Source organism: Cryobacterium melibiosiphilum (assembly GCF_003602235.1).
GTDB classification, from domain to species: domain Bacteria; phylum Actinomycetota; class Actinomycetes; order Actinomycetales; family Microbacteriaceae; genus Cryobacterium; species Cryobacterium melibiosiphilum.
The window spans coordinates 17,340-38,868 of the sequence record NZ_QZVS01000062.1 but is presented as its reverse complement, the minus strand read 5'-3'; the positions used below and the strand labels follow the sequence as shown (position 1 = coordinate 38,868).

At 63.8% G+C, this 21,529-nt stretch carries 15 protein-coding genes; 4 read left to right on the top strand and 11 right to left on the bottom strand.

Translation table 11 applies throughout. The features are described from left to right. Positions 1-37 precede the first annotated feature (37 nt). Positions 38-3,847, top strand: a complete 3,810-nt coding sequence (gene mobF / locus D6T64_RS04450; protein WP_119972243.1) for a MobF family relaxase — start codon at positions 38-40, stop codon at positions 3,845-3,847. Between the two features lie 100 nt (positions 3,848-3,947). Here the strand turns inward: mobF and D6T64_RS04445 are convergent, their stop codons facing one another. Together D6T64_RS04445 and D6T64_RS04440 are read right to left on the bottom strand one after the other, a co-directional pair. After that, positions 3,948-4,865: a nucleotidyl transferase AbiEii/AbiGii toxin family protein gene (locus D6T64_RS04445; RefSeq protein ID WP_119972240.1), complete on the bottom strand. Its 918-nt coding sequence runs from the start codon at positions 4,863-4,865 to the stop codon at positions 3,948-3,950. After that, positions 4,862-5,413: a type IV toxin-antitoxin system AbiEi family antitoxin domain-containing protein gene (locus D6T64_RS04440; RefSeq protein WP_119972236.1), complete on the bottom strand. Its 552-nt coding sequence runs from the start codon at positions 5,411-5,413 to the stop codon at positions 4,862-4,864. The genes D6T64_RS04445 and D6T64_RS04440 overlap by 4 nt, the downstream gene beginning before the upstream one ends. A gap of 442 nt (positions 5,414-5,855) precedes the next feature. Between D6T64_RS04440 and D6T64_RS04435 the strand changes: the two genes are divergently transcribed. After that, positions 5,856-7,928 carry an AAA family ATPase gene (locus D6T64_RS04435; RefSeq protein WP_119972233.1) on the top strand — a complete coding sequence of 691 codons (2,073 nt, stop codon included), beginning with the start codon at positions 5,856-5,858 and terminating at the stop codon, positions 7,926-7,928. On the opposite strand, the gene D6T64_RS04430 is transcribed toward D6T64_RS04435, so the two are convergent. From D6T64_RS04430 to D6T64_RS04390, 9 genes are read right to left on the bottom strand one after another with little or no spacing between them, the layout of a single operon-like run. Continuing rightward, positions 7,925-8,449 carry a hypothetical protein gene (locus D6T64_RS04430; protein ID WP_119972230.1) on the bottom strand — a complete coding sequence of 175 codons (525 nt, stop codon included), beginning with the start codon at positions 8,447-8,449 and terminating at the stop codon, positions 7,925-7,927. The two genes, D6T64_RS04435 and D6T64_RS04430, sit on opposite strands and share 4 nt — an antisense overlap. Next, positions 8,446-10,164 carry a type IV secretory system conjugative DNA transfer family protein gene (locus D6T64_RS04425; protein ID WP_158594804.1) on the bottom strand — a complete coding sequence of 573 codons (1,719 nt, stop codon included), beginning with the start codon at positions 10,162-10,164 and terminating at the stop codon, positions 8,446-8,448. The genes D6T64_RS04430 and D6T64_RS04425 overlap by 4 nt, the downstream gene beginning before the upstream one ends. Positions 10,165-10,166: 2 nt before the next feature. Next, positions 10,167-11,540, bottom strand: a complete 1,374-nt coding sequence (locus tag D6T64_RS04420; RefSeq protein ID WP_119972224.1) for a MinD/ParA family ATP-binding protein — start codon at positions 11,538-11,540, stop codon at positions 10,167-10,169. Continuing rightward, the gene (locus D6T64_RS04415; protein ID WP_119972220.1) at positions 11,537-13,150 is read right to left on the bottom strand and encodes a P-loop NTPase family protein; all 1,614 of its coding nucleotides are present in this window, start codon (positions 13,148-13,150) and stop codon (positions 11,537-11,539) included. Before D6T64_RS04415 ends, D6T64_RS04420 begins: the two co-directional genes overlap by 4 nt. Next, positions 13,150-14,646: an SCO6880 family protein gene (locus D6T64_RS04410; RefSeq protein ID WP_119972217.1), complete on the bottom strand. Its 1,497-nt coding sequence runs from the start codon at positions 14,644-14,646 to the stop codon at positions 13,150-13,152. The genes D6T64_RS04415 and D6T64_RS04410 overlap by 1 nt, the downstream gene beginning before the upstream one ends. A 17-nt stretch (positions 14,647-14,663) precedes the next feature. Next, positions 14,664-16,079 (bottom strand): hypothetical protein, encoded by a 1,416-nt coding sequence (locus D6T64_RS04405; protein WP_119972214.1) that lies wholly within the window; start codon positions 16,077-16,079, stop codon positions 14,664-14,666. A gap of 1 nt (position 16,080) precedes the next feature. Further along, positions 16,081-16,395, bottom strand: a complete 315-nt coding sequence (locus D6T64_RS04400) for a hypothetical protein (protein ID WP_119972212.1) — start codon at positions 16,393-16,395, stop codon at positions 16,081-16,083. 23 nt (positions 16,396-16,418) lie between these two features. Next, positions 16,419-17,024, bottom strand: coding sequence for a M23 family metallopeptidase (locus D6T64_RS04395; RefSeq protein WP_119972209.1), 606 nt, complete (start codon positions 17,022-17,024; stop codon positions 16,419-16,421). Positions 17,025-17,026: 2 nt separating this feature from the next. Further along, positions 17,027-17,566, bottom strand: coding sequence for a hypothetical protein (locus tag D6T64_RS04390; RefSeq protein ID WP_147364460.1), 540 nt, complete (start codon positions 17,564-17,566; stop codon positions 17,027-17,029). A 549-nt stretch (positions 17,567-18,115) separates the two neighbouring features. Here D6T64_RS04390 and D6T64_RS04385 point away from each other — a divergent pair. Further along, a complete protein-coding gene (locus D6T64_RS04385) occupies positions 18,116-18,385 on the top strand; it encodes an ArsR/SmtB family transcription factor (protein ID WP_158594803.1) in 270 nt (89 codons plus the stop codon). A gap of 577 nt (positions 18,386-18,962) precedes the next feature. Further along, complete coding sequence (locus D6T64_RS04380) at positions 18,963-20,798, top strand: hypothetical protein (RefSeq protein ID WP_233550828.1); 1,836 nt, start codon at positions 18,963-18,965, stop codon at positions 20,796-20,798. Positions 20,799-21,529 lie beyond the last annotated feature (731 nt).

Sequence of the window (21,529 nt, the reverse complement as noted above, 5' to 3'; positions counted from 1 at the left end):
CACCCGTTAACCTGTGTTGAGAGGGGGTGGTTTCGTCATGATGACCGTGCACGTTCTTCACGCCGGCGATGGCTATACCTACCTGACCCGCCAAGTCGCAGCGGGGGATCATGCTGTTCGCCGTGGCGAGGATCTCACCGAGTACTACACCGCCGAGGGCAACCCGGTCGGGCAATGGCTCGGTTCGGGCCTCGCCAACCTCGGCGTCTCCGGTCCGGTCTCTGAAGCGCAGATGCAGGCCCTGTTCGGTGACGGGTTACACCCCGATGCGGAGGTCGCCATTCGGGCCGCCGTCGCCGGGGGAGCGACCCCGGAAGACGCCGTGCAGGCATCCCGGCTGGGCCGCCGGTTCCCGCGCATCCAAGCGATAGCGGACGGCTGGGATGACGCCGTCGCCGACGCGTACACCGAGTTCACGGCCACGAACGGGCGCAGTCCCGAACCCGGCGTCGAGCGGGATCTGATCCGCTGGAACATCGCTGCCGACCGGGTAGCAGCCACGTTGAAGCGGGCGGCAACGGATGCCGAAGTGGCCACCCATCTCTCACAAATGGGCAAGGCGCCCAGGCAGCCCGTCGCCGGATACGACCTGGTGTTCACGCCGGTGAAAAGCGTGTCTGTGCTCTGGGCGCTCGGCGATCTGGACACCTCGGAGCAGGTGCGCGAGGCCCACAACGCCGCCTGGCAGGCCACCGTTTCCTGGCTCGAAACCGAGGCCGGTGTTACGCGCGTTGGTGCCGGCGGGGTCGCGCAGGTCGACACCCACGGGTTCGTTGCCACCGCGTTCGAACACCGCGATTCCCGCACTGGTGACCCCAACCTGCACACCCACGTTGCCGTGTCGACGAAGGTGCAGGGCCTCGACGGGAAGTGGCGTTCGTTGGACGGACGGGTGCTGCACGCGCTCGGCGTTGCGGCATCCGAACGCTACAACACCCTCGTCGAGCAGGAGGTCCGGAACCGCCTCGGAGTGACTTTCGTGGACGAGACGCGCGGCCGGAACAAGCGCAGCGTGCGCGAGATCGCCGGCATCAGCCGGGAGCTGCGTGACTCGTTCTCCTCCCGTCGCGCGGCCATTGAAGATGCCTACGAAGCCCTGGTGCAGGAGTACGTGGCCAAGCATGGCCGCACCCCGCCGAAGTCGGTGCAGTTGAGCCTCGCGCAGCGTGCAACCTTGGAAACCCGCGAGGGCAAGAGCGCTCCGAAGAGCCTGACGCGGCAGCGCGCGGAGTGGCGGCTGGCCGCGGTCAGGATCATCGGCGAGGTCGCCGTAGACACGATCGGAACTACGGTCCGGCAACGACAGCAGCTGTCGGCGCAGGACCAGACCCTTGCAGCGTTGAGTATCGACGAGCTCGCCGATCGGGTGCTGCACACGGTCGAAGACAGCCGGGCAACCTGGCGGCGGTCGCATGTTGCAGCGGAGGCGCAACGCATCGCCCGGACCTTCGCGAACGTGAGCCCTGGCGTCGACGCGCAGCAGATCGCCGAGGGTGTCGCGCAGGCCGTTATGGCGCGCGTGATTGCCGTCACCGCGCCGACACTCAACCCGGTCCCCGAGGCTTTGCAGCGCCAAGACGGCGAGTCCGTTTACCGTGTGCACGGGACGGAACGGTTCACCTCGGAGCGGATCCTCGCGATTGAGGACAGCCTTATCGACGCGGCACGCACCGTCGCTGGCTTCGCCGTCGAGCCGGCCATCTTCAGCACCACGGTTCAGGCGCTGAACGCCGCGAGCTCGTACCCGTTGGATGCTTCGCAGGTGGAGCTTGCCCGCCGTTTCGCATCCGGTGGCCGTCTCCTCGAGGTCGGGATCGGGCCGGCTGGAACCGGGAAGACCACCGCGATGCGTGCGTTCGCGCGTGCCGTGGAAGCGGGCGGGGGCCGAGTTTTGGCGTTGGCACCGACGGCGGCTGCGTCGACGGTACTGGCCGAGGAGATCAAGGTGGAGGCGGAGACGGCGCACAAGCTCGTCGACGTGCACCGCAATGGGTCGCCGGAGCAGCAGGAGTCGGATCAGTACCGGATCGACAGCAGCACGGTGCTTCTCATCGATGAGGCCGGTATGGCCTCGACTCCGTTGCTGGCGGACGTGTTGGAGCTCGCTCAGATGCACGGGGCCGCGATTCGGCTCCTCGGGGATCCTGCGCAGCTGGCCGCGGTCGAGTCCGGGGGAGCCCTGCGCCTGATCGAGCAGCGCGTGGGCGCCAGCTACCTCGACCAGGTGCACCGCTTCGTTGACGTTGAGGAAGCGGCGGCGTCCCTGCTGTTGCGTGATGGAGCCAGCAGTTCACTGGACTTCTATGTCACGGCGGATCGCACGCGGGGCGGCATCCGTCAGAGCATGCTGGAGGAGATTTACGTGGCGTGGGCCGCGGATCGTGCCGACGACCGGCACTCGATCATGGTCGCCGGAACCAACGAAGAGGTTGCCGCGCTGAACGCGCGTGCCCGCCTGGACCTGATCGGCCAGGGCGCTGTCGGCAAGAGCGGGGCGTTGCTGCACGACGGGAACAAGGCCGGCGTGAACGATGTGATCGTGACGCGGCAGAACGACCGGAAGCTGCGTTCCAACCAGGGCAAGGATTTCGTCGCGAACGGTGATCTCTGGACGATCATGAGCGACGAGGGCGGCGACCTGAAGGTAAAGAGCCTCCGGCACGGGGGAGTGCTGACCCTGCCGGCCGAATACGTGGCCGCGCACGTAGAGCTCGGTTACGCGGCGACGATCAATCGGGTGCAGGGCATGACCGTGGACACCTCCCACATTCTTGTTGACCCGCAGTCGACCTCTCGCGAGCAGCTGTATGTGGCGGCCACCCGCGGCCGTGAGTCCAACCGCATGTATGCGGTTGTCGAAGAGACCCTCGAGGTGGACGCGCACGTTCCCGATCACCTGCGCACCTCGACCATTGATGCGCTCACCGCGGTGCTCGCCCGCGAGGGCGCTGAGCGGTCTGCGACCGAGGAAATCCAACGCGAGCAGGATGCCGCGGCGAGCCTCTCGACGTTATTGCCGGCCTACGAGGATGCCCTCGCACGGGTCTACGACCCAACCCAGATCGGGCGTATGGAAGCGGCCGTCCGCGATGTGCTCGATGCGCGCATCGCCGACCGGGTCGTCAACGACGAAGCGTGGACGCATCTCGCGAGTCGGCTCGCGGCACACGAGGCCCGCGGTGCCGACGTGCGCACACAGCTGGCTGCGGCCGTGCGGGCTGAGGACACCTGGCCCGACTCGACCGTCGAATCGTTTGCGAAGATCTACCATCACCGCATCGGAGTGCCCGTGGACACGACAGTCGACAGCGCGCTGCCGACCTGGGTCGCCCCTCCGCCGGCTGGCACTGACGGGGACAACCGCGCGGTCCGCGAATGGTTGCACGCCCAGGCCCGCCTCGTCCGGGATCGAACGACGGCGCTGGTAGATGCAGCAGCAGCGGCGCCGGAACCGTGGAGTGTGCCCCTTCGACCTCAGCCCGATGATGCCTCCTCCTTGCAGAGAGCGTGGCGGCGTGACCTCGGCAACGTGCTCGCCTTCCGCGACCTGAACCAGATCGCGGATGCCGAGTCACCGCTTGGTGCCGTCCGTCCGGACGACCCCGCCTATGCAACGGCCGCCGCCTCGCTGGAGCGTCTCCGTGTCGTCGAAGACGCCACGGCAGCAGAGGCGCGACGTCGCGTCGCCGGACTCCGGCAGCGCCTGGACGGCAACACCGGCGCGGCTGGCGCTGTCGATGTCGCTGGACGCATGCGTCGGCTACGCGAGCGTGAACTCGATTCGGAACAGCGGCGCTGGGAAGATGAGCCTACTCAGCGGGGCCCCGTTCATCGCCCGACGGTGTAAATGCTGGTGCACGCGTGGCGTCCGGAATCGTCACAACTCCACGGGGCCTGACCGGATCGAGCCCCGAGATGACTCTTCTTCTTCCGCTGCTGGCGAGAGGTCAGCTCGTCCTGATTTGTTCTACCCACTGATTCACCTGACGGATGGCGTCGTCCAGTGAGTAGCGGATTCTGACCTCCGTGGCGGGGCGTTCGTACTCGTCCTCCCAGAGCGGATTGCTCACCACGAGAGGCGGCCACATCCGTGGAAGAAGTCCGAGGCCCGTGGCTTCGGCAGCTCTGGCCGCAAAGACGTCCTCTGCTGCAACTCGCAGCGGGCTAAGGTCTGTCGGCTGAGAATAAAACGTGTCGCGGATCAGGAGTAGATCCACGATGTCGCGCACTCGACTATTGCTAAATGTAGGGGGCTGATGCGGGTCAGAGCAGGCATGCAACTTCTGTGCAACTTGGTAGGCGAGAGTGATGCCGGCCAGCTCCGCCGCGGGATGGACACCAAAATACCCCAGCCGCGGAGCAGGGAAGCGCTCAGCGGCACCCGCGATGGCGCCCTCGGGGAAGGCCACTTCGACTTGGATGCGGCGCCACGTCACGCCCTTGAGGCTGAGAACAATGTAGAATCTCCGGGGCTTGACACGGCGCGAGGTGATCTCGATGACTGACACGTCGGAGCGGGTGAGTGTGATGTCGCCCCACGGCTCGGCCAAGGCGCTATCGAGCGCGTGGAGAAATTGGTCGAGTTCCCCACGGAAGAGGGTGTCCACGTCCTTCGTTGCACGGCTGGCCAGCCCAAGCTTGTGTTCCAGATACACGCCTCCCTTGAGCAGGAACAGCGGATCACCATCAGGGCCCAGCGCTCGTTGGAGTGCGGCGACCACGATCGTCGATGCGAGAATCCATCCAGTCCTTGCGCCGGTTCCACCGGCAAGTTTCTGGGCGTCCTGAACCCACCGATTGAGCATCGCCGCGCTTGAGGGTCGTCTGTCCTTGTCCGGGAGATCATTCAATGGAATCACGGTCATGCTCGCTCCCTTAATGCCCGGACCAGCCGGGAGTGCTGTTCGTCGGTGACGCGGCCGAGAGTCCGGGCGTTGCTGATGGCTTGGTCCAGGAGCCCGCTGGGAACGCCGCTGTGAATCCCCTGGTCGATAGCCGTGGGAACGGTGACCGTGCGGATCCCCTCCCACCAGCCGATTTGCTCCGCAGCGAGGTCGTCGTGATGCAGAACGTAGTATTCCCCGCCTGAGCGCCGTATCCGGTTTTCTTTGGGGACAACCAGGTGAATCGTGTTCGGATTGATGTCGCACAGATCATAGACGGCGAGAGCTGTGTCGTGACTCAACGCGGCCTGCGGGGACCCGGTCCAGAGAATCGCGAGCATGAATTCATCACGAGCGGTGACCGGGAGTTGATCAAATCGGTAGACGCCGTGCGCTGCACGGGAGAGTTGCCCGCGATGGGCCAACTTTGTCAAGTCGATTGCGCCAGCCCCGATGGTTTTTGCATCGCGCGTGGTGACGTAGCCGTATTGCTCGATGGCGATGTCCCACAGCCGGTCCTGGACGCTCATCTCACACCCTTCCCCGAAATGTCAAAACTATACCATGTTCGGTATAGTTTTGGCGAAAGCACTCTGGCTTCCGGGTCTGTCCACTAATACGAAAGTAGCCAAATTGCGGTCAGGGTTAAGGCTGGAGCCTAACTTTCTACCACCACGGCGCGTCAGCGCCCCTCGGACGCTGAATTGAAACTGATCAGCTGAATCATGTGACGCGATCGACGCGTTGAGCGAAACGCTTGTTGAGTGGATTCAGGCCGTCGCATTCGACTCGATTGAGAAGAGATTTCCCGTCGTCGGATTTGAAAACGACGCCTGGGTGCGGGGCCATCACTCGGGAATCCGGCCTTGCCCCGATTTTTGCGGTCGGCAGCATCGACCGCGGCCCCTGCCGGGCGCTTCAGTGTCTGATGTTGCGCCTAGGCTTCAACGTGACTCTAGGTGGGAAATAAGTATGCGAATCATCGGCGCGCACGTCACAAACTATCGTTCGGTTATCGACTCTGAGGCATTCGAGGTGGAGGAGGGTAAAACCATCCTCGTGGGAGTGAACGAGGCGGGCAAGACGGCGATCCTCAAGGCTCTTCAGTCAATCAATCCACCCAAAGATGCCCCCTTACTCGACTTCTTGGCGGACTATCCGCGTTCGAAGTTGAACGATATCCAGCGTGGCCATCGGTCCCCTGCTGAAATCCAGATCGCTGAAGCTACGTTCAGCCTCGACGCCGCAGACCGTGCCGCCGTCGCCAACGAGGTGACGCTACCTGAGGACGCCACAATCACCTGGCATCGCTACCTCGACAACACTTTGAAGTACAGCTTGAGGGGGTTTCCCTCTGTGCCAGCTCTCGCGACCATCAAGCAGGATCTCCTGAGACTGAGAGCACATCTCGTCATTCAGGGCGCAGTATTAGTCCCTAGTGCTGCCGAAACCCCGAGCACGGCCAGAGCGCAAGGCGCCCTTGAATCCTTTCTGAGCGAAATCGACGAACTGCACAATCAAAACGATCGAGATCCTGTGGGCGGTAAGGGTGCCGCAATGCTGCAGAAGATCCTCACTGCAGCCGTTCCCCTCGTGGATGAGGACAACGACAAAGAGATGAGCCGATTGGCGAAGCTCGACGCCATATCCAAAATCGATGCCCATAACGTAAAGGCCAAGGGAACGCTTCTCGAACGACTGCCGCTGCTGGTCTATTACTCGACGTACTTCACTGTTCGCCCTCGGATAGACCTCGAATCGCTTGCAGCAAGGCAAGAACGGGGAGATATCGACAACGAGTATGATTTTGGAAACCTCTGCCTTCTGAAGTTGCTTGGTTTCACCTCCAAAGAACTCTCTACCCTCGCCACCGGCGCTCCAATCAGGCCGACTTCCTATGAAAGTGACGCATCCGTCCGTGCTGAGCACGACAAGGCCGTCATCGCTCACCAGCGCAACTTGGACAATCGCCAATACCAGCTCAATGCTGCCAGTGTCACACTTACGCAAGACCTCCGGCGAGTTTGGGGCGACGACGCCCTGACCCTGCGCATCTTTGCAGACGGCCAATATCTCAAGGTGATGGTCGTCGATGACCTCGGCGTGGAGGTGGAACTTGACCAACGCAGCGAAGGATTCCGCTGGCTAGTGTCATTCTTCGTTGTATTTCGGTCCCAAGCAGAGGGAGCGCTCGAAGGGGCAGTTCTCCTGGTGGACGAGCCAGGCCTCAGTCTTCACGCCCTTAAACAGCAGGAGTTCCGAAAGACGATCTCCCTGCTTGGTGAAGACAACCAGATCATCTACTCGACGCACTCGCCTTTTATGGTTGGCTCAGACGAGCTGGATCTCGTGCGCATCGTCGAGATGAAGAGTCGGCTCCAAGGCACAAAGGTGCACACTCGCTTGCAAGTCGATGATCCGCGTTCGATTTTTCCACTACAAGCAGCTCTTGGGTACGAACTGGCGCAGAGCATGTTCTCTCAAAAAAGGAACCTCGTATGCGAAGGCGTCACTGACATGTTCTATTTGAACGCCACAAATGAATCCGCCAAAAGTGACGGAGGAGCCTCGTTCAGAAATTCCCTCGCCGTGATCCCTGCCGGCACGGCCAGTAAGGTTGCCTATTTCTGCACCATTTACGCGGGGCAGAACTTGCAGGTCGCGGCTCTCCTCGACTCGGACAACGCCGGAGATCAGGCAGCGCAGCAGGACGCCCTCGTTGCGCTCCTTCCGAAGAAGGCCGTACTGCGGATCAAGGATTTTCTGGCCGTTGGTTACAGCGGTGCAGAGATAGAGGACCTGTTCCGAGAGACCATCGGCAGTCTGGCCAAGGGCTTGGGGTGGGACAGCGTGGCCACGATCACTGCACAACCTCAGCGTCCCATTGTGGAGATTCTTGTTCAAGAGCATGGCAAGGGAGTCTCCAAATGGAAACTCGCGAAGGCATTTACGGCATGGCTGGGGTCCCACGGCTTTAAATCCCTTCCGACGGAAGAACAGATCGCCTGGGGACGACTGGTCAGCGCCGTGAACAAAGTGCTTTAAAGTAGCCCACGACTACCGCGTGACAGTTGGAGGCGGTACTCGTCGGACACACTGAACGCCACTGGCCCGGCATGGGGTTCGCGGTGTTCGCTGCGGTCGCGGCATCCGGCGAGGCCGGCGCGGAGCTTGAGGGAATCGAGGGTGGGCCAGAGGGCGCGCTGGTGCCAGTCGACCAGGGCTGAGGATGCCTTGGCCGACCGGGTGTCGTAGACCGCGCGGTGCGCGACCATGAGGGCGGTGAGCTCCTCGACGGCGATTGGATGCCGAAACCAGCAGGCCGGGAGCCTGTAGCTGGGGTCGGCCAGATTGGTGAGATACCGGCCATCGAGCCAGGTCACGAACTTCCCGAGCTCCTCCCAGAGCTTCACGGCTTGGTCGTGAGGTAGCGTCGCCCAATAGTAGGGACCACCGGCGGCGCGGAGCTCGTACATGTCGAAGAGGTCGGGCAGGATCGTCTCGACGTTCACCAACCGGGCGTCGAGACCCTCGATGCTCATCGGGTCGAGCTCATCCTCGCTCATGCGGTAATCCCCTCAAGGCGCAGCGACCAGTTCTGCGACTCGCGCAGCTCGTCGGCATCCGGGCGGGTCCACCAGGGGGTGAGCTGCACGACGGCTTCCTTCTCCCTATATAGAAGGAGTGCTTTTCCCTCGGGTATTTTGCGGATGTCTTCCACCTTCATCCGTCGTTCCTCACGTTCGCTGGTAGATGTGGAAGACGTATCCCGCCCGGTGCCGCGCTGCACGGATGTGCTGGTTTGGGTGGTGTGGTGGGTGCCGATCAGCCGGGAGATTTTCTCCAGGAATGACTCGTCGGCGAGGCCTCCGAAGATGATTTTCGCGGCCGATGACTCGAAGATCGTGGTGGCCGCTTCGGGGCCCCACTTGCCGACGAGCTGGGACATCGACTGGGCGAAGATCCAGGTGTGCAGGCCGCGGCCGCCGCCGTCGCTCATCAGGTTCGGTAGCTGCGGCAACGGCGACACGTTGGCGACCTCATCGAGCACGAGGGTCATGGTCGTGGGCAGACGGCCGCTTGTTGTGTGCTGGGACACGGTCTTGGCCTCCTCGATGATCGCGGAGACCAGCGCGGTGATGATCGGCGCGGTCGAGGATTCGCGGGAATCATCGACCAGGCAGTAGACGGTGTCGGTGGAGAGCACGAAGTCCTGCGCCCGGAACGAGGCCGCGGGCTCCGTGTCGTCGCCGTCGTCCGTGGGACGGGCCGGGCAGAGCAGATCGAGGACGCGGGCATCCGTCAACGATGCGGTGATGCGCGAGAGGGTGGTTTTGGTGTTGCCGATGGTTTCGGGGGCATCTTCTCGGCACCACTGATCTAGTTCGCGGGCCCAGATTGCCCCGTTGGGCGAGAGGTCGCGGAGAATCGCGGAGGGTTCGTGATCGTTGAAATCCTGTGCCCACCGCACGACGTCGCGCATGTCTCCGCCAGGGATCAGTGCGGCGGCGTGCAGGAGTGACCGGAGGATGATCTTCACCCCTTCGACGAAGTGAGCGGAGTCCTTCATCCCAGCGGATCCGGCGGGCCGGGCGTTGACGATCGCGGCTGCCCGGGACTGAGCGGCATCGGGGCGATCGCAGCCCGCGACCATATCCCAGCGAGCCTTGTCGGGCCAGCGGGTGATTCCGTCGAAGTCAAACACGAACACACGCCCAAGCTCGCTGCGCTTCTTCACGGTGACCCGGAAGACATCCGCCTTCGTCGAGGTAGCCACGACCGCACCGGCCGCGTCGACGATGCGCCCGGTCGCGAGGTACGCGCTCTTGCCGGCGCGCGGAGGGGCGATCGTGCAGGACGTGTCTTCCTCGCGGATCGTCACGGGCCTCTCGTCGAGGTGCGCGAACGGGGCGACCTCGGGAACGCCGTGACCGGTGACGCGCTTGCGCAGCTCGGCGCCGGTCGAGAGCTCGGCCTTCTGAACGGTCTTCCGGCGGTCCCACAGGATGAAGGAGCCGCCGAGAACTACGCCGATGATTACCGTCCAGGCGCCCACCCAGATGCCGAGCAGCTTCAGGTCGGGCGCGGTCAGCCCGCGCTGACGGAAGCCATCGTCGTTTCCGGTCGTGGTCATGACCAAGGCCTGCAGGGTCTGGTCGAGGCGCAGGGCTCCGATCCCGGTTCCCGCGCTGAGAAAAGCGAGGTGCACGATGAGGACCATCGCCAGGATGATGCCGAGCAACGGCCACGGCGGCTGGTTCTGCTGGACGGAGCGGGCCATCTTTAGAGCCCGTCGGCGACGGCCGCGCCGGCGCGAAGCCATGCGGCGCGCGTCGATGGCCGCACCGCGTCGTACCGGAGCGCTCCCCCGTGTAACGCCCGGTCGAACGGGATCGTCACCGCCATTCGGGCCAGCCCGGTGAATCCGTCGGCGACCCGTTTCGCATCGGCAAGTGTGCTGTTGCGTTCCGATTGCAGCACGACCACGACGGCATTGCGGGCCAAGGCGGCCGAATGCTCATCGCGCTCCGACAGCGCCTCCAGCAGGAGCGCACCGGATTCGGCGGACTCCCCCAGGGCGGTGGTCGCCACGACGAGCTGGTCGGTGTGGTCGATCATCCGTAGCCACCGAGGCGCGGACTCATCGTTGCCGGAGTCGAAGAACACCAGACGAAAATACTTCGCGGCCACCTCGTGCAGAGCATCGAAGTCGTTCTGGGTGATGCGCTGCTTTGTCGCCAGCAGCTCAGGGTTCGAGCGCAGCACGTCGTACTTGTCGCTGGTCTGGTGGTGCACGAACCGTGCCAGATCGGAAATCTGCGCGGAGGGCGACAGCAACCTCACGGTGTCCGGGAGGAGATCCTGCACGGTGGCGTCGTGGGGGCCCTTCTCGGTGCGCCACCCGAGGGTTCCACGGGTGTCGTTGTTGTCCCACGCCAGCACACCGGCACCGCCGATCCGGGCGAAGACCGCCGTGAGCATGGCCGTCGTGAGCGTCTTCCCGACACCGCCCTTACCGTTGACCACGGAGATCTTGCGCGGCCCGGGCCAATGCTGGCTGACGGACTGCACGTGCCTACGGCGTTCGCGTTCCAGAACGGATGCCGGGACCTGCAGCCCGGTCGTGCGGGCAAGCAACCCACGCCAGCCGTTCGTCGCCGCCGGCTCGCGACTCTCATCGATGATGAAGGATGCGCGTGCCGCCTTGCGGGTCGGCAACTCGTCCCCCGAGACTTCCGCGGTCTCACTCGGGTCCGCGGTAGAAGCGTCATGGAGAGGCGAAACGGCCGCAGCCGCAGCTGCTGTCGGCTCGGAGATGTGGGCGGACAGCTGCGCCGCCGGGAGGGAGGGCGGCTGGATCTTTTGGGCGACCGGTGCAGGTTCCTCTTCCGCCGGCGGAAGCGCTTCGTCTTCGCGGAGATGGCCGTCGGGGCTCGCCACGAGACGCCACTGGCCGGTGTGGTCGTGCACCTCAAGGCGCACGTCGGTGCCGAGGCCGCTGGCGAGTTTCACGACGCGGCTCATGATCTTGGTGCGCAGCTCGGCGGAGGTCGACGCGGTGAGTGTCTCGGCGTTGCCGAGAACGTTCAGCTCCACGGTCGTGTCGGTGACGACGGCGCGCACCTCGGGAAGAGGAACGGTGGTGGTGATGCTCATTCGCGGTGTCCTATCTGTTGTACCAACTGGTGGTCGCCGGTGGGCCAGAGCCTGTTCAGCGCCGATTCATCGAAAAGGGGCCCGTCGCTATCCGGGACGAGGGTGGGGGCCGGCTGGTCCATCGCGGAGCCGGCCTCGACGGCTTCGTCGGTGCTGAAGAGGTCGCGCTCCCACTGGGTCGAGGTGGCGAAGGCGTCGACGATGTAGGAGAACCGGCCGACGTAGGCGAGGAACACGCCCGACTGCAGCGTGAGCGCGAGACGGGCGTGTGCGGTCGAGAGCTTGAGCCTTGCGGTGAGGTTGTGCTCTTCCTGGGTGTTCTGACGGAAGATGAACTTGTTTTCCATGTCCCCGGCGATCGAATACGCGAGGGTGCGTTCCTTGGAACCCTCTTCTCCGACGGCGTCGAAGTCGCTCATCTTGTGCAGGATGACGATGTTGGACACCCCGTAGTGCCGGGACAGTTTCAGCCACTGCTGGTAGGTGCGCAGAGCCTGTTCCGTGGCCATGTCGCGCCATCCTTCCTCGCGGACGAGGTAGCGGGTGCGTTTGGCGGAGCGGTCCGAGATGACGGCCTGAATCCAGGAGGACGTGCAGATCTGGGTGAGTTGTGCTGCCAACTCGCTGCGGTCAAACAACGCCGAGGTGTCCACGACGACCATCGGCGCATCCGGGTCGAACGCGACCGTGCTCTCCCCTTCGAACAAACCCTGCAAGTCGCCGGCGACGAACCGTTCCAGAACATGTCGGGCTCGTTCGCCGTTGCTGGCCATCTCCGGCCGGTAGCCGGAGGCGCTCTGGTCTGGGGATACCAGCGCCTGCCACACGTGGGTGATGGTGGGCCGGTCGTGGGTGACGGTGATCGCGTGCTCGAGGGCCCAGTTGATGGAGGTGTGTTCCATCGGGGACAGTTTCGCTTGCCCCTGGATGGTGGCCTCAATGACGCTGGTGAGGGTCGCCCGGCGGCGGTCGCGGACCATGATCTCGTCGACGTCGTCGGACACCCCCGTCTGGCGAGGACCTCGATCGAGCGGGTTCAACCGTGCGGTGGTGTTCTCTCCGCCGATCGCGATGACCTGGCCGCCGACGGCTTCGGCCACGATCACCCACTCCCCTTTGGAATCTGAGGGGACCACCACCTGGTGGCCGAACGCGAGAGAGCGGGTGCACAGCTGCTTGATCGTGCCGGATTTGCCGGAACGGTACGCGCCAATGACGAGAATGTTCGTCGACAGGGCCGCTTTCGCGGTGGTGTTCATGTACAGATCCCAGGGTGAGAAATGCCACAGTACGTCGGCGTTCAGATCGACGCCGAGCAAGGGACCTTCATGCCCGAGGCCGTCGTCGGCGACGAACGGATAGATGCCGGCGAGGTTATGGCTTGTGGCTTGGTGTGGCGGCTGGGCCAGTTGCATCCAGTTCCAGTATTCGCCGGTGGAGATGCCCGGGCCGAGCGGCCCGGCGGCGGCCGCGGGGAAGCGGGCATCCCGGTCAGCGGTGTCCTGCCCGTCTTGGGCTTGCCGGAGCCGGGCGACCCGCTGACGCAGCTCCTTGCGCTGGCGACGGGTCAGGTTCCCGGGCGGGGTGACGTTAAAGACTTGACGGGCCATTACTTCATCCCCTGTCCGAGCGGGAGAGCACTGACCATGAGCGCTTCGGCCTGCTGGCAATACAGAATCTGCGGTTCCATGCCCGCGCGGGTGAGCGCGTTGCGCATGCCAGCGAGAGACGAGTTCAGCCTCTCCTCGCTGGTTGCCGACACGGTCAGGTAGGCACCATACCGGTACTCGCCCTCACCCGCGACGATGCTCTGTTCCTGATCGATCAGGGCATCCCAGTCGGCATTGTCAGCCGCACTGTCTTGCTGGTTGCGTTTGGCCTTCACCCGTTGGTTAGTGCGCCAGGTGCGTTTTTCATCGTCGATGCGCTTGAGCGCGGAACGGGTCTTCACCGGGGTGAGGACCAGGGAAAAGATGTGGGTGACGGCCTCGCCGGAGTTCGGATGCCGGGCGAAGACCAACGGTTCGATGAACCCGACGTGGGTTTCGGTACGCGGCCATTCATGGATCCACATGGTGGAGTGCCATCCGGAATCGGAGCGAACGATGCCGTTCTTCCCGGCGGGTTCGTCGAGGGCCATCGGCCCGATCGCCGCCAGGTCGACGCCGGCATCGTCCTGCAGCCGGCTTTGCGTGGCGGAAAGGTATTCGGGGTCAAACGCGGTGCGTCCCAGCGCCGCCCACTCGCGCACGCTAAGCCACTTACGCACGTCGAACCGGGCCGAGCGGAGGGCGTCCGTCACGTTGGCGGTCTCGATGCGGGCCAGCGCGAGGATGCCCGACTTGCCGCCGCCGAGGTTCTTGATCTGGCCTTGCAGCTTGACCAGATCGAAGGTCAGGGTGACGTAGTTCTTGTGCGAGACCGCGAAGGATTCGGACTGGTCGAGGACATCGTCGTAGTTACGGGCGACCGCCGACTCGGGGTCTAGACCGCGACGGGTGACGGTCTCGGCGTAGAACTGGCGGGCCGGCAGGATCGTGGTGGGAACCGTGCGTTCCTGCAGTGAGACGCGGGTGATGCCGTCGCGCTGGGTGAACCCGGCCAGCACCTGGCCCCAGTTCCGGGCGAGCTCGTTGCGTTCGGGCATTTCGAGCATCAGGAACCCCTGCACCTCAAGCTCCGCGGTGATCGAGATCGTCTTGGAGAACGGGTTGTACGCAACGGCCTGCCCGTCCGCATCCCACACCTGGATGCTCGCGAGCCGACCGGGCAGGTTCAGGGTGCCGGCGATCTGCGGGCGTTCGGGACGGAACCGGGTCGTCGTGCCGCCGAGCACCCGGCGCACATGCAGGGAGACCCACTGCGCGGCAATGCGTGGGAACGCGACCCCGTGATACTGGGCCAGGCCCGCGATGGCCAGGGTCAACCAGATCGGCATCGAGACGAAGAAAGCAGGGAATCCCCACCGGTTGATCGAGACGATTGCGATTCCCGCCGCCGCCGCGAGGGTGACGAGGTTCCACATGTCCAGGCCGGCGATGATGCCCTGGGTGTTTTTTCGGGCCAAGCGGATGGGGCGATCAGTCGTCGAGGAAGGGGTGCTCATGCGAGATCCTTTCGTGCCTATCGGGCGGAAGACGGTGCAGCGGACTTGGAGGGTGCCGGCGTCGGAGACGGTCCGGACGACGCGGCCGGTTGCCCGGTGGGCTTACTGGCTGAGGGCGTCGGTTTGGTCGCGGATGGGCTCTGTCCTGGCGACGTGCGCGGAGTTGGACCGCTCCCGCCCGGTGCCGAGGGAGCACGCCTGCGTACCGCGGCAGTGCGGCTGGCGACGGCGGAGCTCAGGCTCTTGGCCGCGCGACCACCACTCTGCTTGGCCGTGGCTCCACCCCGAGAGGCGATGTTGTCGATCGCGGAGGTCGCTCCCGCACCGATGAAGGAGAACAGGCCAAACACGGCGATCGGCGCGAAAGCGATCATGATCATTCCGAGAGCCAGCGGGATGGCTTGGATACTCCACATGCTGTCGACCTCGGCGAAACCGCGGAGCACAAGCATCAGAAATCCGAGGGTGAGCGGGGTGGTCAGGATGAGTGCGATCACCGCGGAAAACCAGCGCACCACCCACTGCACACCGATTTTCATCGGAAACAGCATGAATGCGACCGGGCCGAGCGCGACCAGCGCGGCGAGGGCGAGGTTGCGGAAGCTGAACACGAAGACCAGCACCACCACGCCAATCACGAGCAATGTCAGCACGGCCTGGGCCAACCAAATGTTCCCGAGGCCGCCGCCGAAGATAATGTTCTCCACTGTCCGGTAGAGACCTTCTCCGTTGCCACCGCGCGCGAGCAGGGGGTCGACGAGCTGATCGACCACGTTCACGATGTTACCCACCAGCCACAGCGAGCCCGCGGAGAGCGGAACGGCCAGGAAGAACCGGATGGTGGCCGCCGTGAGTTCGCCGCTATCGCGCGACCACAGTGCCGTGGTGATGGCCACGACGCCGGCGATCAGGATGACAATCAGGACTACCCAGCTCCACCACGCCCATTCACTGATGGCCGCCGTCCACAAGTATGAGTCCGTATTGAACGATGTGTTTTCGATCACCCACGCGGTACCACCGGTGATCACGGAGGCGATTCCGCGGGCCATGGATTCCGTGACGGTGCATATCGCGTCGATCGCGCCGCAGCCATACTCCAGCTTTAGCTCCTTACCGCCTGTGTCCGTGAGGGCTCCAACATTGTCCTCGGACCGTGTGCACACAGTCACCGTGGTGCCGCTGTATTTCACTCCTTTGAAACAGCGTTCGGGTGTGCGGTCGTAGACGTCTTCCGGGGTGCAGGAAATGCGTGCGGCGCTGCCGGTGCATTCGAGGGGGAATGCGGGTGCGCTCCACGGCTCGTCCTCGATTGCCCCGGCCGAAGCCGCCGTTGCGGGAAGGGGTGTGTTTGCCTGAGCGGCGGTCGCACCGACTCCGCCCAGCGTTGCGGTGAGCACGAGGATGGCGGCAACGCCGAGGAGCCAGCGCATCTTAGAAACCGAAGTCGAAACCGACGGCGAAGGCGAAGATCGCGTTGACCGCGCCGAGGCCGGCCGCGACGGCGAGGATCTTCAGGATCCATTCGCCGGACCAGGACTGGAAGCGTTCGGAACCGCCGCCTTTGGAGATAACCCCGACGAAGGCGATGATCAGCATGATCAGGACGAAGATGAGCGCCCCCGCCAGGATGAAGGAGCCGATGTTGGTCAGGCCGGAGATGAAGGGGGCGTTCCAGTCCGGGGTGATGTCGGGGACATCTACCGTAGAGGGGACTCCGCTGAACGCGGTCCAGAGAGGGAGGTGCAAGGTGTGCCTTTCGGTTGGTGCGATTAGAGGGTGGTCCCGCGGACCTGCAGGAAGGGAACGGGGTTTACCCGTTGCCCACCCACCCGAGTTTCGAAGTGCAGGTGGCAACCAGTGGATTGACCTGTCGTGCCCTCCCTGGCAATGACAGCGCCCGCCTCAACAGTGTCGCCGGGTGAAAACAGTGCGCTGTCCCAGGCCAGATGCGCGTAGAGGGTCTGGACGGTGTCGGGGTGATCGATCATGATGCGGAACCCGTAGCTGCCTTCCTCGCCGACTTGTGCGATCGTTCCGGAACTGGCGGCGTAGATGGGTTCGTTGCAGCCGCTTGCCATGTCCATGCCCCAGTGCAGGCTGGAGCAGTAGGTGCAGGGGGCCGCACGGGGACCGAAATCGTCCGTGACCTGGTAGCCGGCGACGGGCAGCGTCCAGTCGCCGCTCACGATCGGGCTCTGCGCAACACGATTTGACGGGGCGGTCTCCCCCGACCCCAGGGCCACTGCGAACACCACGGGCAGGGAGAGCATCGTCACCAGTGATGCAATCAGCACGAGGATGAGCATGAGCGCCCATTGACCGAGGCGCTGCGGCCCAAACACCTTGACGGCGGTGGCAACCAAGGGCGCGGCCATAGTTACTTCCTCGTTTCGGGGAAGAACCGGATAAGTTTGCAGTCGGCCGGCGTCTGACTTGACCCTGCCGTAGGGGTGGTGCCGCCGCACAGAACCTGCACACTGACCGCGTATCGCTCCTGATAGCTGGCATTATCGCGGCCCACGTAAGTCGCCAGAACATTGGTCGTGACGAGGTGGTATCCATCGGTGATCAGCTCGTCTAGAGAGCCTGGTTGCGGGCTTAGATGGTCGTAATCGACAAGCACGTCGCCGTCGACCTTTGCGGTCACCGTCATGTCGTTGATAGCCTGCGCGTCCCAGTCACTTTTCGGCACGACCACGCGACGGTTCAGCTCGTTAAGTTTTCCCTCAAGCGCGTCCTGTTGGTCCGATTCGAGGTCATAGCCGGGGTCGAGCGTGTGCCAGCTGCCGAGACTGCCGAGGAATTGCTTACGGGTAGCCAGGTTGGTGTCATACGTTGACCCGGCGATCGCGGCCGCAATTCCGTAGGCTTTCGCATTGGCAGTGATCGGCTCAGGCGACCAGCCAAACTCGGCCACCGCTGCGTCCACGACGGACCCGGGCTGCGCCGTCGGCTTCGCGCCGGGTGTTGTGGTGCCCGTGTCCGGGGCCGGCTGTGACTGGTTACCGTCTGCACGCGGTGACAGGAAAGCTCCTACGAGCCCAACGACGCTGGCCAATACAACGACGCCAGCAGCACTCGTCCAGACAATCTTGCGCGTTCTACGTTGACTTTCAGTGAGTGTCACACGTTCTCGCCGGGCCATGTTATCGCCTCTCAATAGGAGCAGGCAGTACCAAACGACGACCGGAGATAACCCCGTTCCCCCTGGCCTCTCCCGCTCTTGTATTCACGCACGCGGATTCATGTAACCCGTTCAGGGGTACCCTAGCCGCTGCCACCGACACGTCTGGCGCCAGCGGGGAAACGATGCCCAGTTGAATTACGCTTTTCCCCTCTTCGCCCTGGCGCAACCCTAACATTAAGTGTTAGTGTAGGTTATCGCTGTAAATCATTGCGGCAGAATAAGGGGATGCCCCGATATGCGTCCCCTGCGGGACCTCTGCCGCACACGGCGACGAGAGCGATGATGATTTTTGGTGTAAACCCTATGCGGGGAGCCATCGTTCGTCTTCTCTCGCGCCACTCTGAAGGGATGACCTCAGGTGCAATTCACCGAGAGCTCAACGCCACCTATCAAACCGTCTTTCGCCATTTGCAAGAGCTTGAGGCTGCTGGTGCGGTCAGCTCGGATGCAGGCGAGAAAAGGCAGGGACAACGTGTTATCTACGTCGTCGACAGCGATGCTGTGCGAGCGGCCTTGGCCGGCTACGAGGATTATCTTCTCGAAAATTAGGCCGACACGCCGCGGGAGATATGTATTAATAGCACCCGCGTCTGCCAATCTTAATGACATGGCGATGGAACCAGGACGTAGACGGCGACAGGACAACTCTCCTACCGTTCTGCTGCAGGTGAGAGTTGACCCCGAGATATTCATGCTCGTCAACGAGGCTGCCGCTGCCAGTGGAGCAGCCAAAGCTCTCTACATGCAGACGTTGCTTCGCACTCTTGCCGGTGTGGGTGGGCACCTGCCTGTCCTCGACGTCGGTCGTCCCCAACTAGAGGAGTTGCCCATTCCGGCCGCTTAAACGAAAGAGCCCGTCGCTTTCGCGACGGGCTCTTGTAAGTTTCGTAGCTCGAACCCTCATCGCTTCCCGGCACCGAGGTTCGAGCTAATTCAGATCACCAGCCCTCACGGGAGGTTCTTTTGCGCCCCCAAGATTTGAACCGAAGGAGATAAAACTATTGTAACCGATGCATATCGTTTTGGCGACGCTTCCGTTGAGGAAACTTCGTTGGGCGTGTCTTCCGACCGGTGGACAGCCTGGGATTTGACGCGCCGTATTAGTCCGCGCGATCAGGTGCGTGTCATGGTGCGTGAGGCCGACGGTCAGCTACACATCAACCAATACCCTCGGTTGTTCCGGGTCGGGCCGGACGCACCGACGACGCCGTGGTGTATCCGTTTGGCCGATGCTGCGCATAACTTCCGGTTGCTGTGCTTCGACTTCGACGCGAAGACCCCGGACGCGGTGGAGAACGCCGTCGATGATTGTGACGCTCTTTCTGGTGTTTTGGATGAGCTCTTGATCGCTCACGTGGTCTGTCAGTCGTCGGCTGGTGGCGGCCGGCATGTCTGGATCGGTGTGGCGGGTGGGGCTTCTGCGGCGATTGTCGCTGCTGTGGCGCGGGAGGCGCACGCGACCTACGAAACTCTCGACCATGGCATGTTGCTGAACCCGGCCGAGGGGGCCGCGCGTCCGCCCGGGGCTCCGCACCGGGATGGCAGCACCTCAACCGTGCTCCGTGGTCGCGCCGACGTCCTCGCAGCGCTGACAACGACGCCTGGAGAACTGGAACGGCTTGCCGTGGTGCTTGGAGAGCGTAAACCTGCTCTCCGGCACGTCGATACGCGGCCCTCTGGCCCGGTCGATGGCTCGCACCGCACCCACCGGGACCTCAGCAAGACGGGGGAAGGCCACATGTCCACCATCGATGGGGGTAGCAACCCGTCGTGGACAGCTTTCATGTGCCTGTTGACGGCCGCCAGCGCAGGGTGGACGCTCGGTGACGTCGCCCACGCCGCGAAAACCGCCCCCGGCATGGAGCACTTCCGCACGAAGAACACGGGCCGCGGCTCGCGCCGGCCCCGCAGCGCAGGCGAAGCCCGCGATCGCTTGGCCCGCCAGTGGGCGAAGGCGCAGCAGTACGCGGCGCTCCAGCGCCCGCTCCCCGCCGCACAGGAACCCCAAGACCTCACCGAGCTGAGCGCGATCGTCACCGACGTCGACGACCTCCTGACACGCCTCCGAGTCAATGCTGGCCGGTGGGGACGCACCGAAGCGGCCATTTCCCAGCGCACGATCCTGATCGCGCTGGCCTACCTCACCTTGCAGACCGGGAAGCACGCTGTCGCGGCCTCCATCCGCGACCTGGCCCTGATGTCCGGCTTAGGCCGTACGACCGCCGCAACCGCACTCCACGTCCTCGCGGAGGCCGGATTTATTCAGCGGGTGCGCGGTGCTGACGGTGGAAATGCTGCCGAATGGGAGCTAATTCGCAAGTTTTCCACAATCCCTGGCACAGTCCGGTCACAACCATTTAATAACCCCCGCCCCCCCACTGAACTCTTCGCGTTAAGGGCCGAACTGGTACGGACGATCGAGCACCAACTGACCGACCAGCTTCACGATCTCTTCACGCGTAAGGGATTGGGTCACCTCGCGGGGAGGATCTACGCACTTTTTCGTGAGCACGCGGCGCTGACGATCGACTCTGCTGCACGGCTCTTGGGGGTGTCCTCCCGGCACACGGCTATGATCTTGAGTCGGCTCCGCCAATACCGACTCATCGTCAAGCACTCGGAGGGTTGGGCTCGATCACGGCGGGATTTGCGCACCGTGGCGGCCCGCGTTTTGGGTGTTGAGGGACTGCTCGAGGTCAGGCGTGATGCGTATGGGGCGGAGCGTGAGGTGTGGGCGTGGTGGCAAGCCGAATACGCCACGATGATTAGCACCCCGCGGCAGCGGCCGCGCCGGCCCCACGTGTCGAGTCGACCACTGTTTGAGGCGAGCACACCAGGTGAGCGTGTCTGGCCGCGCTATCCGCGGTCGCCGGATGGCCGGGCTGACCATCGCCAGGCACGTGAGTATGTCGACGACGGGGTACTCAACCCCCAGAGCCGTTGGCAGCTCTCCGCGGCATAGAGCTCCTACCGGTCGTTCACTCACGGGCACGAATACGGCTCGTAAGCCGAGTGCCGAGTGCCGAGTGCGGTCGTGCTGAATATTCGCTTCTAGAGGAGCCACGTGTGGTGCGGGTCAGAGCCACTCCCCTCTGCCTTTAATCGTGTTCGTTCGGAGCCACAGCTGGCGTGGCCGGGAGCCACCTGACGCTGCGCCCTGGAGCACGCACCCCGGACCAGGGCCTCGATCTCCTTGCCGCTGGCGGCGAAACGGGATGTTGGGACGGCACCAGGCATCCAGCGCCCTGGCCCAGGACTTCCTCAATTCCGACGCAAGATGGAGCGTGGGCAACGCTCCTGGCCGCAATGGCACTCCGGCCGAAACCGACCCTGTCAGCTCGCTGTTCTGACCTGCCTGTGATTGGAAACCGCGCCGGTCTGGCAGGTTTCTTCGTGCTGACATGGCCGGCTCGACGGTGACGAAACACACCTAACACCGAGACGGAGAGGGCCAGTGGGTCTTAACCCCACCACCACTGGCTCTCTTCCGCACGATCGGTGGTTCTGAACCGCACGATTGGGTGGCTCTCAAAGCATCAAATACTCACTCACGATTGATACGGCCGCTCGGTTGCTGGGAGTGAGTACTCGCCATACCTCCACGATTCTGAGCCGCCTTCGCACCCATCGTTTGATCGTGAAGCATGTGAACGGGTGGGCTAGGGCGAAACAGGACCTTCGCGACCGGGCTGC

What these genes read in the sequence shown, in the direction of transcription:
- mobF (WP_119972243.1), top strand. Translation starts at nt 38, where the DNA reads ATGATGACCGTGCACGTTCTTCACGCCGGCGATGGCTATACCTACCTG.
- D6T64_RS04415 (WP_119972220.1), bottom strand. Translation starts at nt 13,150, where the DNA reads ATGGCCCGTCAAGTCTTTAACGTCACCCCGCCCGGGAACCTGACCCGT.
- D6T64_RS04405 (WP_119972214.1), bottom strand. Translation starts at nt 16,079, where the DNA reads ATGCGCTGGCTCCTCGGCGTTGCCGCCATCCTCGTGCTCACCGCAACG.
- D6T64_RS04430 (WP_119972230.1), bottom strand. Translation starts at nt 8,449, where the DNA reads ATGAGCGAGGATGAGCTCGACCCGATGAGCATCGAGGGTCTCGACGCC.
- D6T64_RS04425 (WP_158594804.1), bottom strand. Translation starts at nt 10,164, where the DNA reads ATGGCCCGCTCCGTCCAGCAGAACCAGCCGCCGTGGCCGTTGCTCGGC.
- D6T64_RS04410 (WP_119972217.1), bottom strand. Translation starts at nt 14,646, where the DNA reads ATGAGCACCCCTTCCTCGACGACTGATCGCCCCATCCGCTTGGCCCGA.
- D6T64_RS04395 (WP_119972209.1), bottom strand. Translation starts at nt 17,024, where the DNA reads ATGGCCGCGCCCTTGGTTGCCACCGCCGTCAAGGTGTTTGGGCCGCAG.
- D6T64_RS04435 (WP_119972233.1), top strand. Translation starts at nt 5,856, where the DNA reads ATGCGAATCATCGGCGCGCACGTCACAAACTATCGTTCGGTTATCGAC.
- D6T64_RS04420 (WP_119972224.1), bottom strand. Translation starts at nt 11,540, where the DNA reads ATGAGCATCACCACCACCGTTCCTCTTCCCGAGGTGCGCGCCGTCGTC.
- D6T64_RS04385 (WP_158594803.1), top strand. Translation starts at nt 18,116, where the DNA reads ATGATGATTTTTGGTGTAAACCCTATGCGGGGAGCCATCGTTCGTCTT.
- D6T64_RS04445 (WP_119972240.1), bottom strand. Translation starts at nt 4,865, where the DNA reads ATGACCGTGATTCCATTGAATGATCTCCCGGACAAGGACAGACGACCC.
- D6T64_RS04440 (WP_119972236.1), bottom strand. Translation starts at nt 5,413, where the DNA reads ATGAGCGTCCAGGACCGGCTGTGGGACATCGCCATCGAGCAATACGGC.
- D6T64_RS04380 (WP_233550828.1), top strand. Translation starts at nt 18,963, where the DNA reads ATGGTGCGTGAGGCCGACGGTCAGCTACACATCAACCAATACCCTCGG.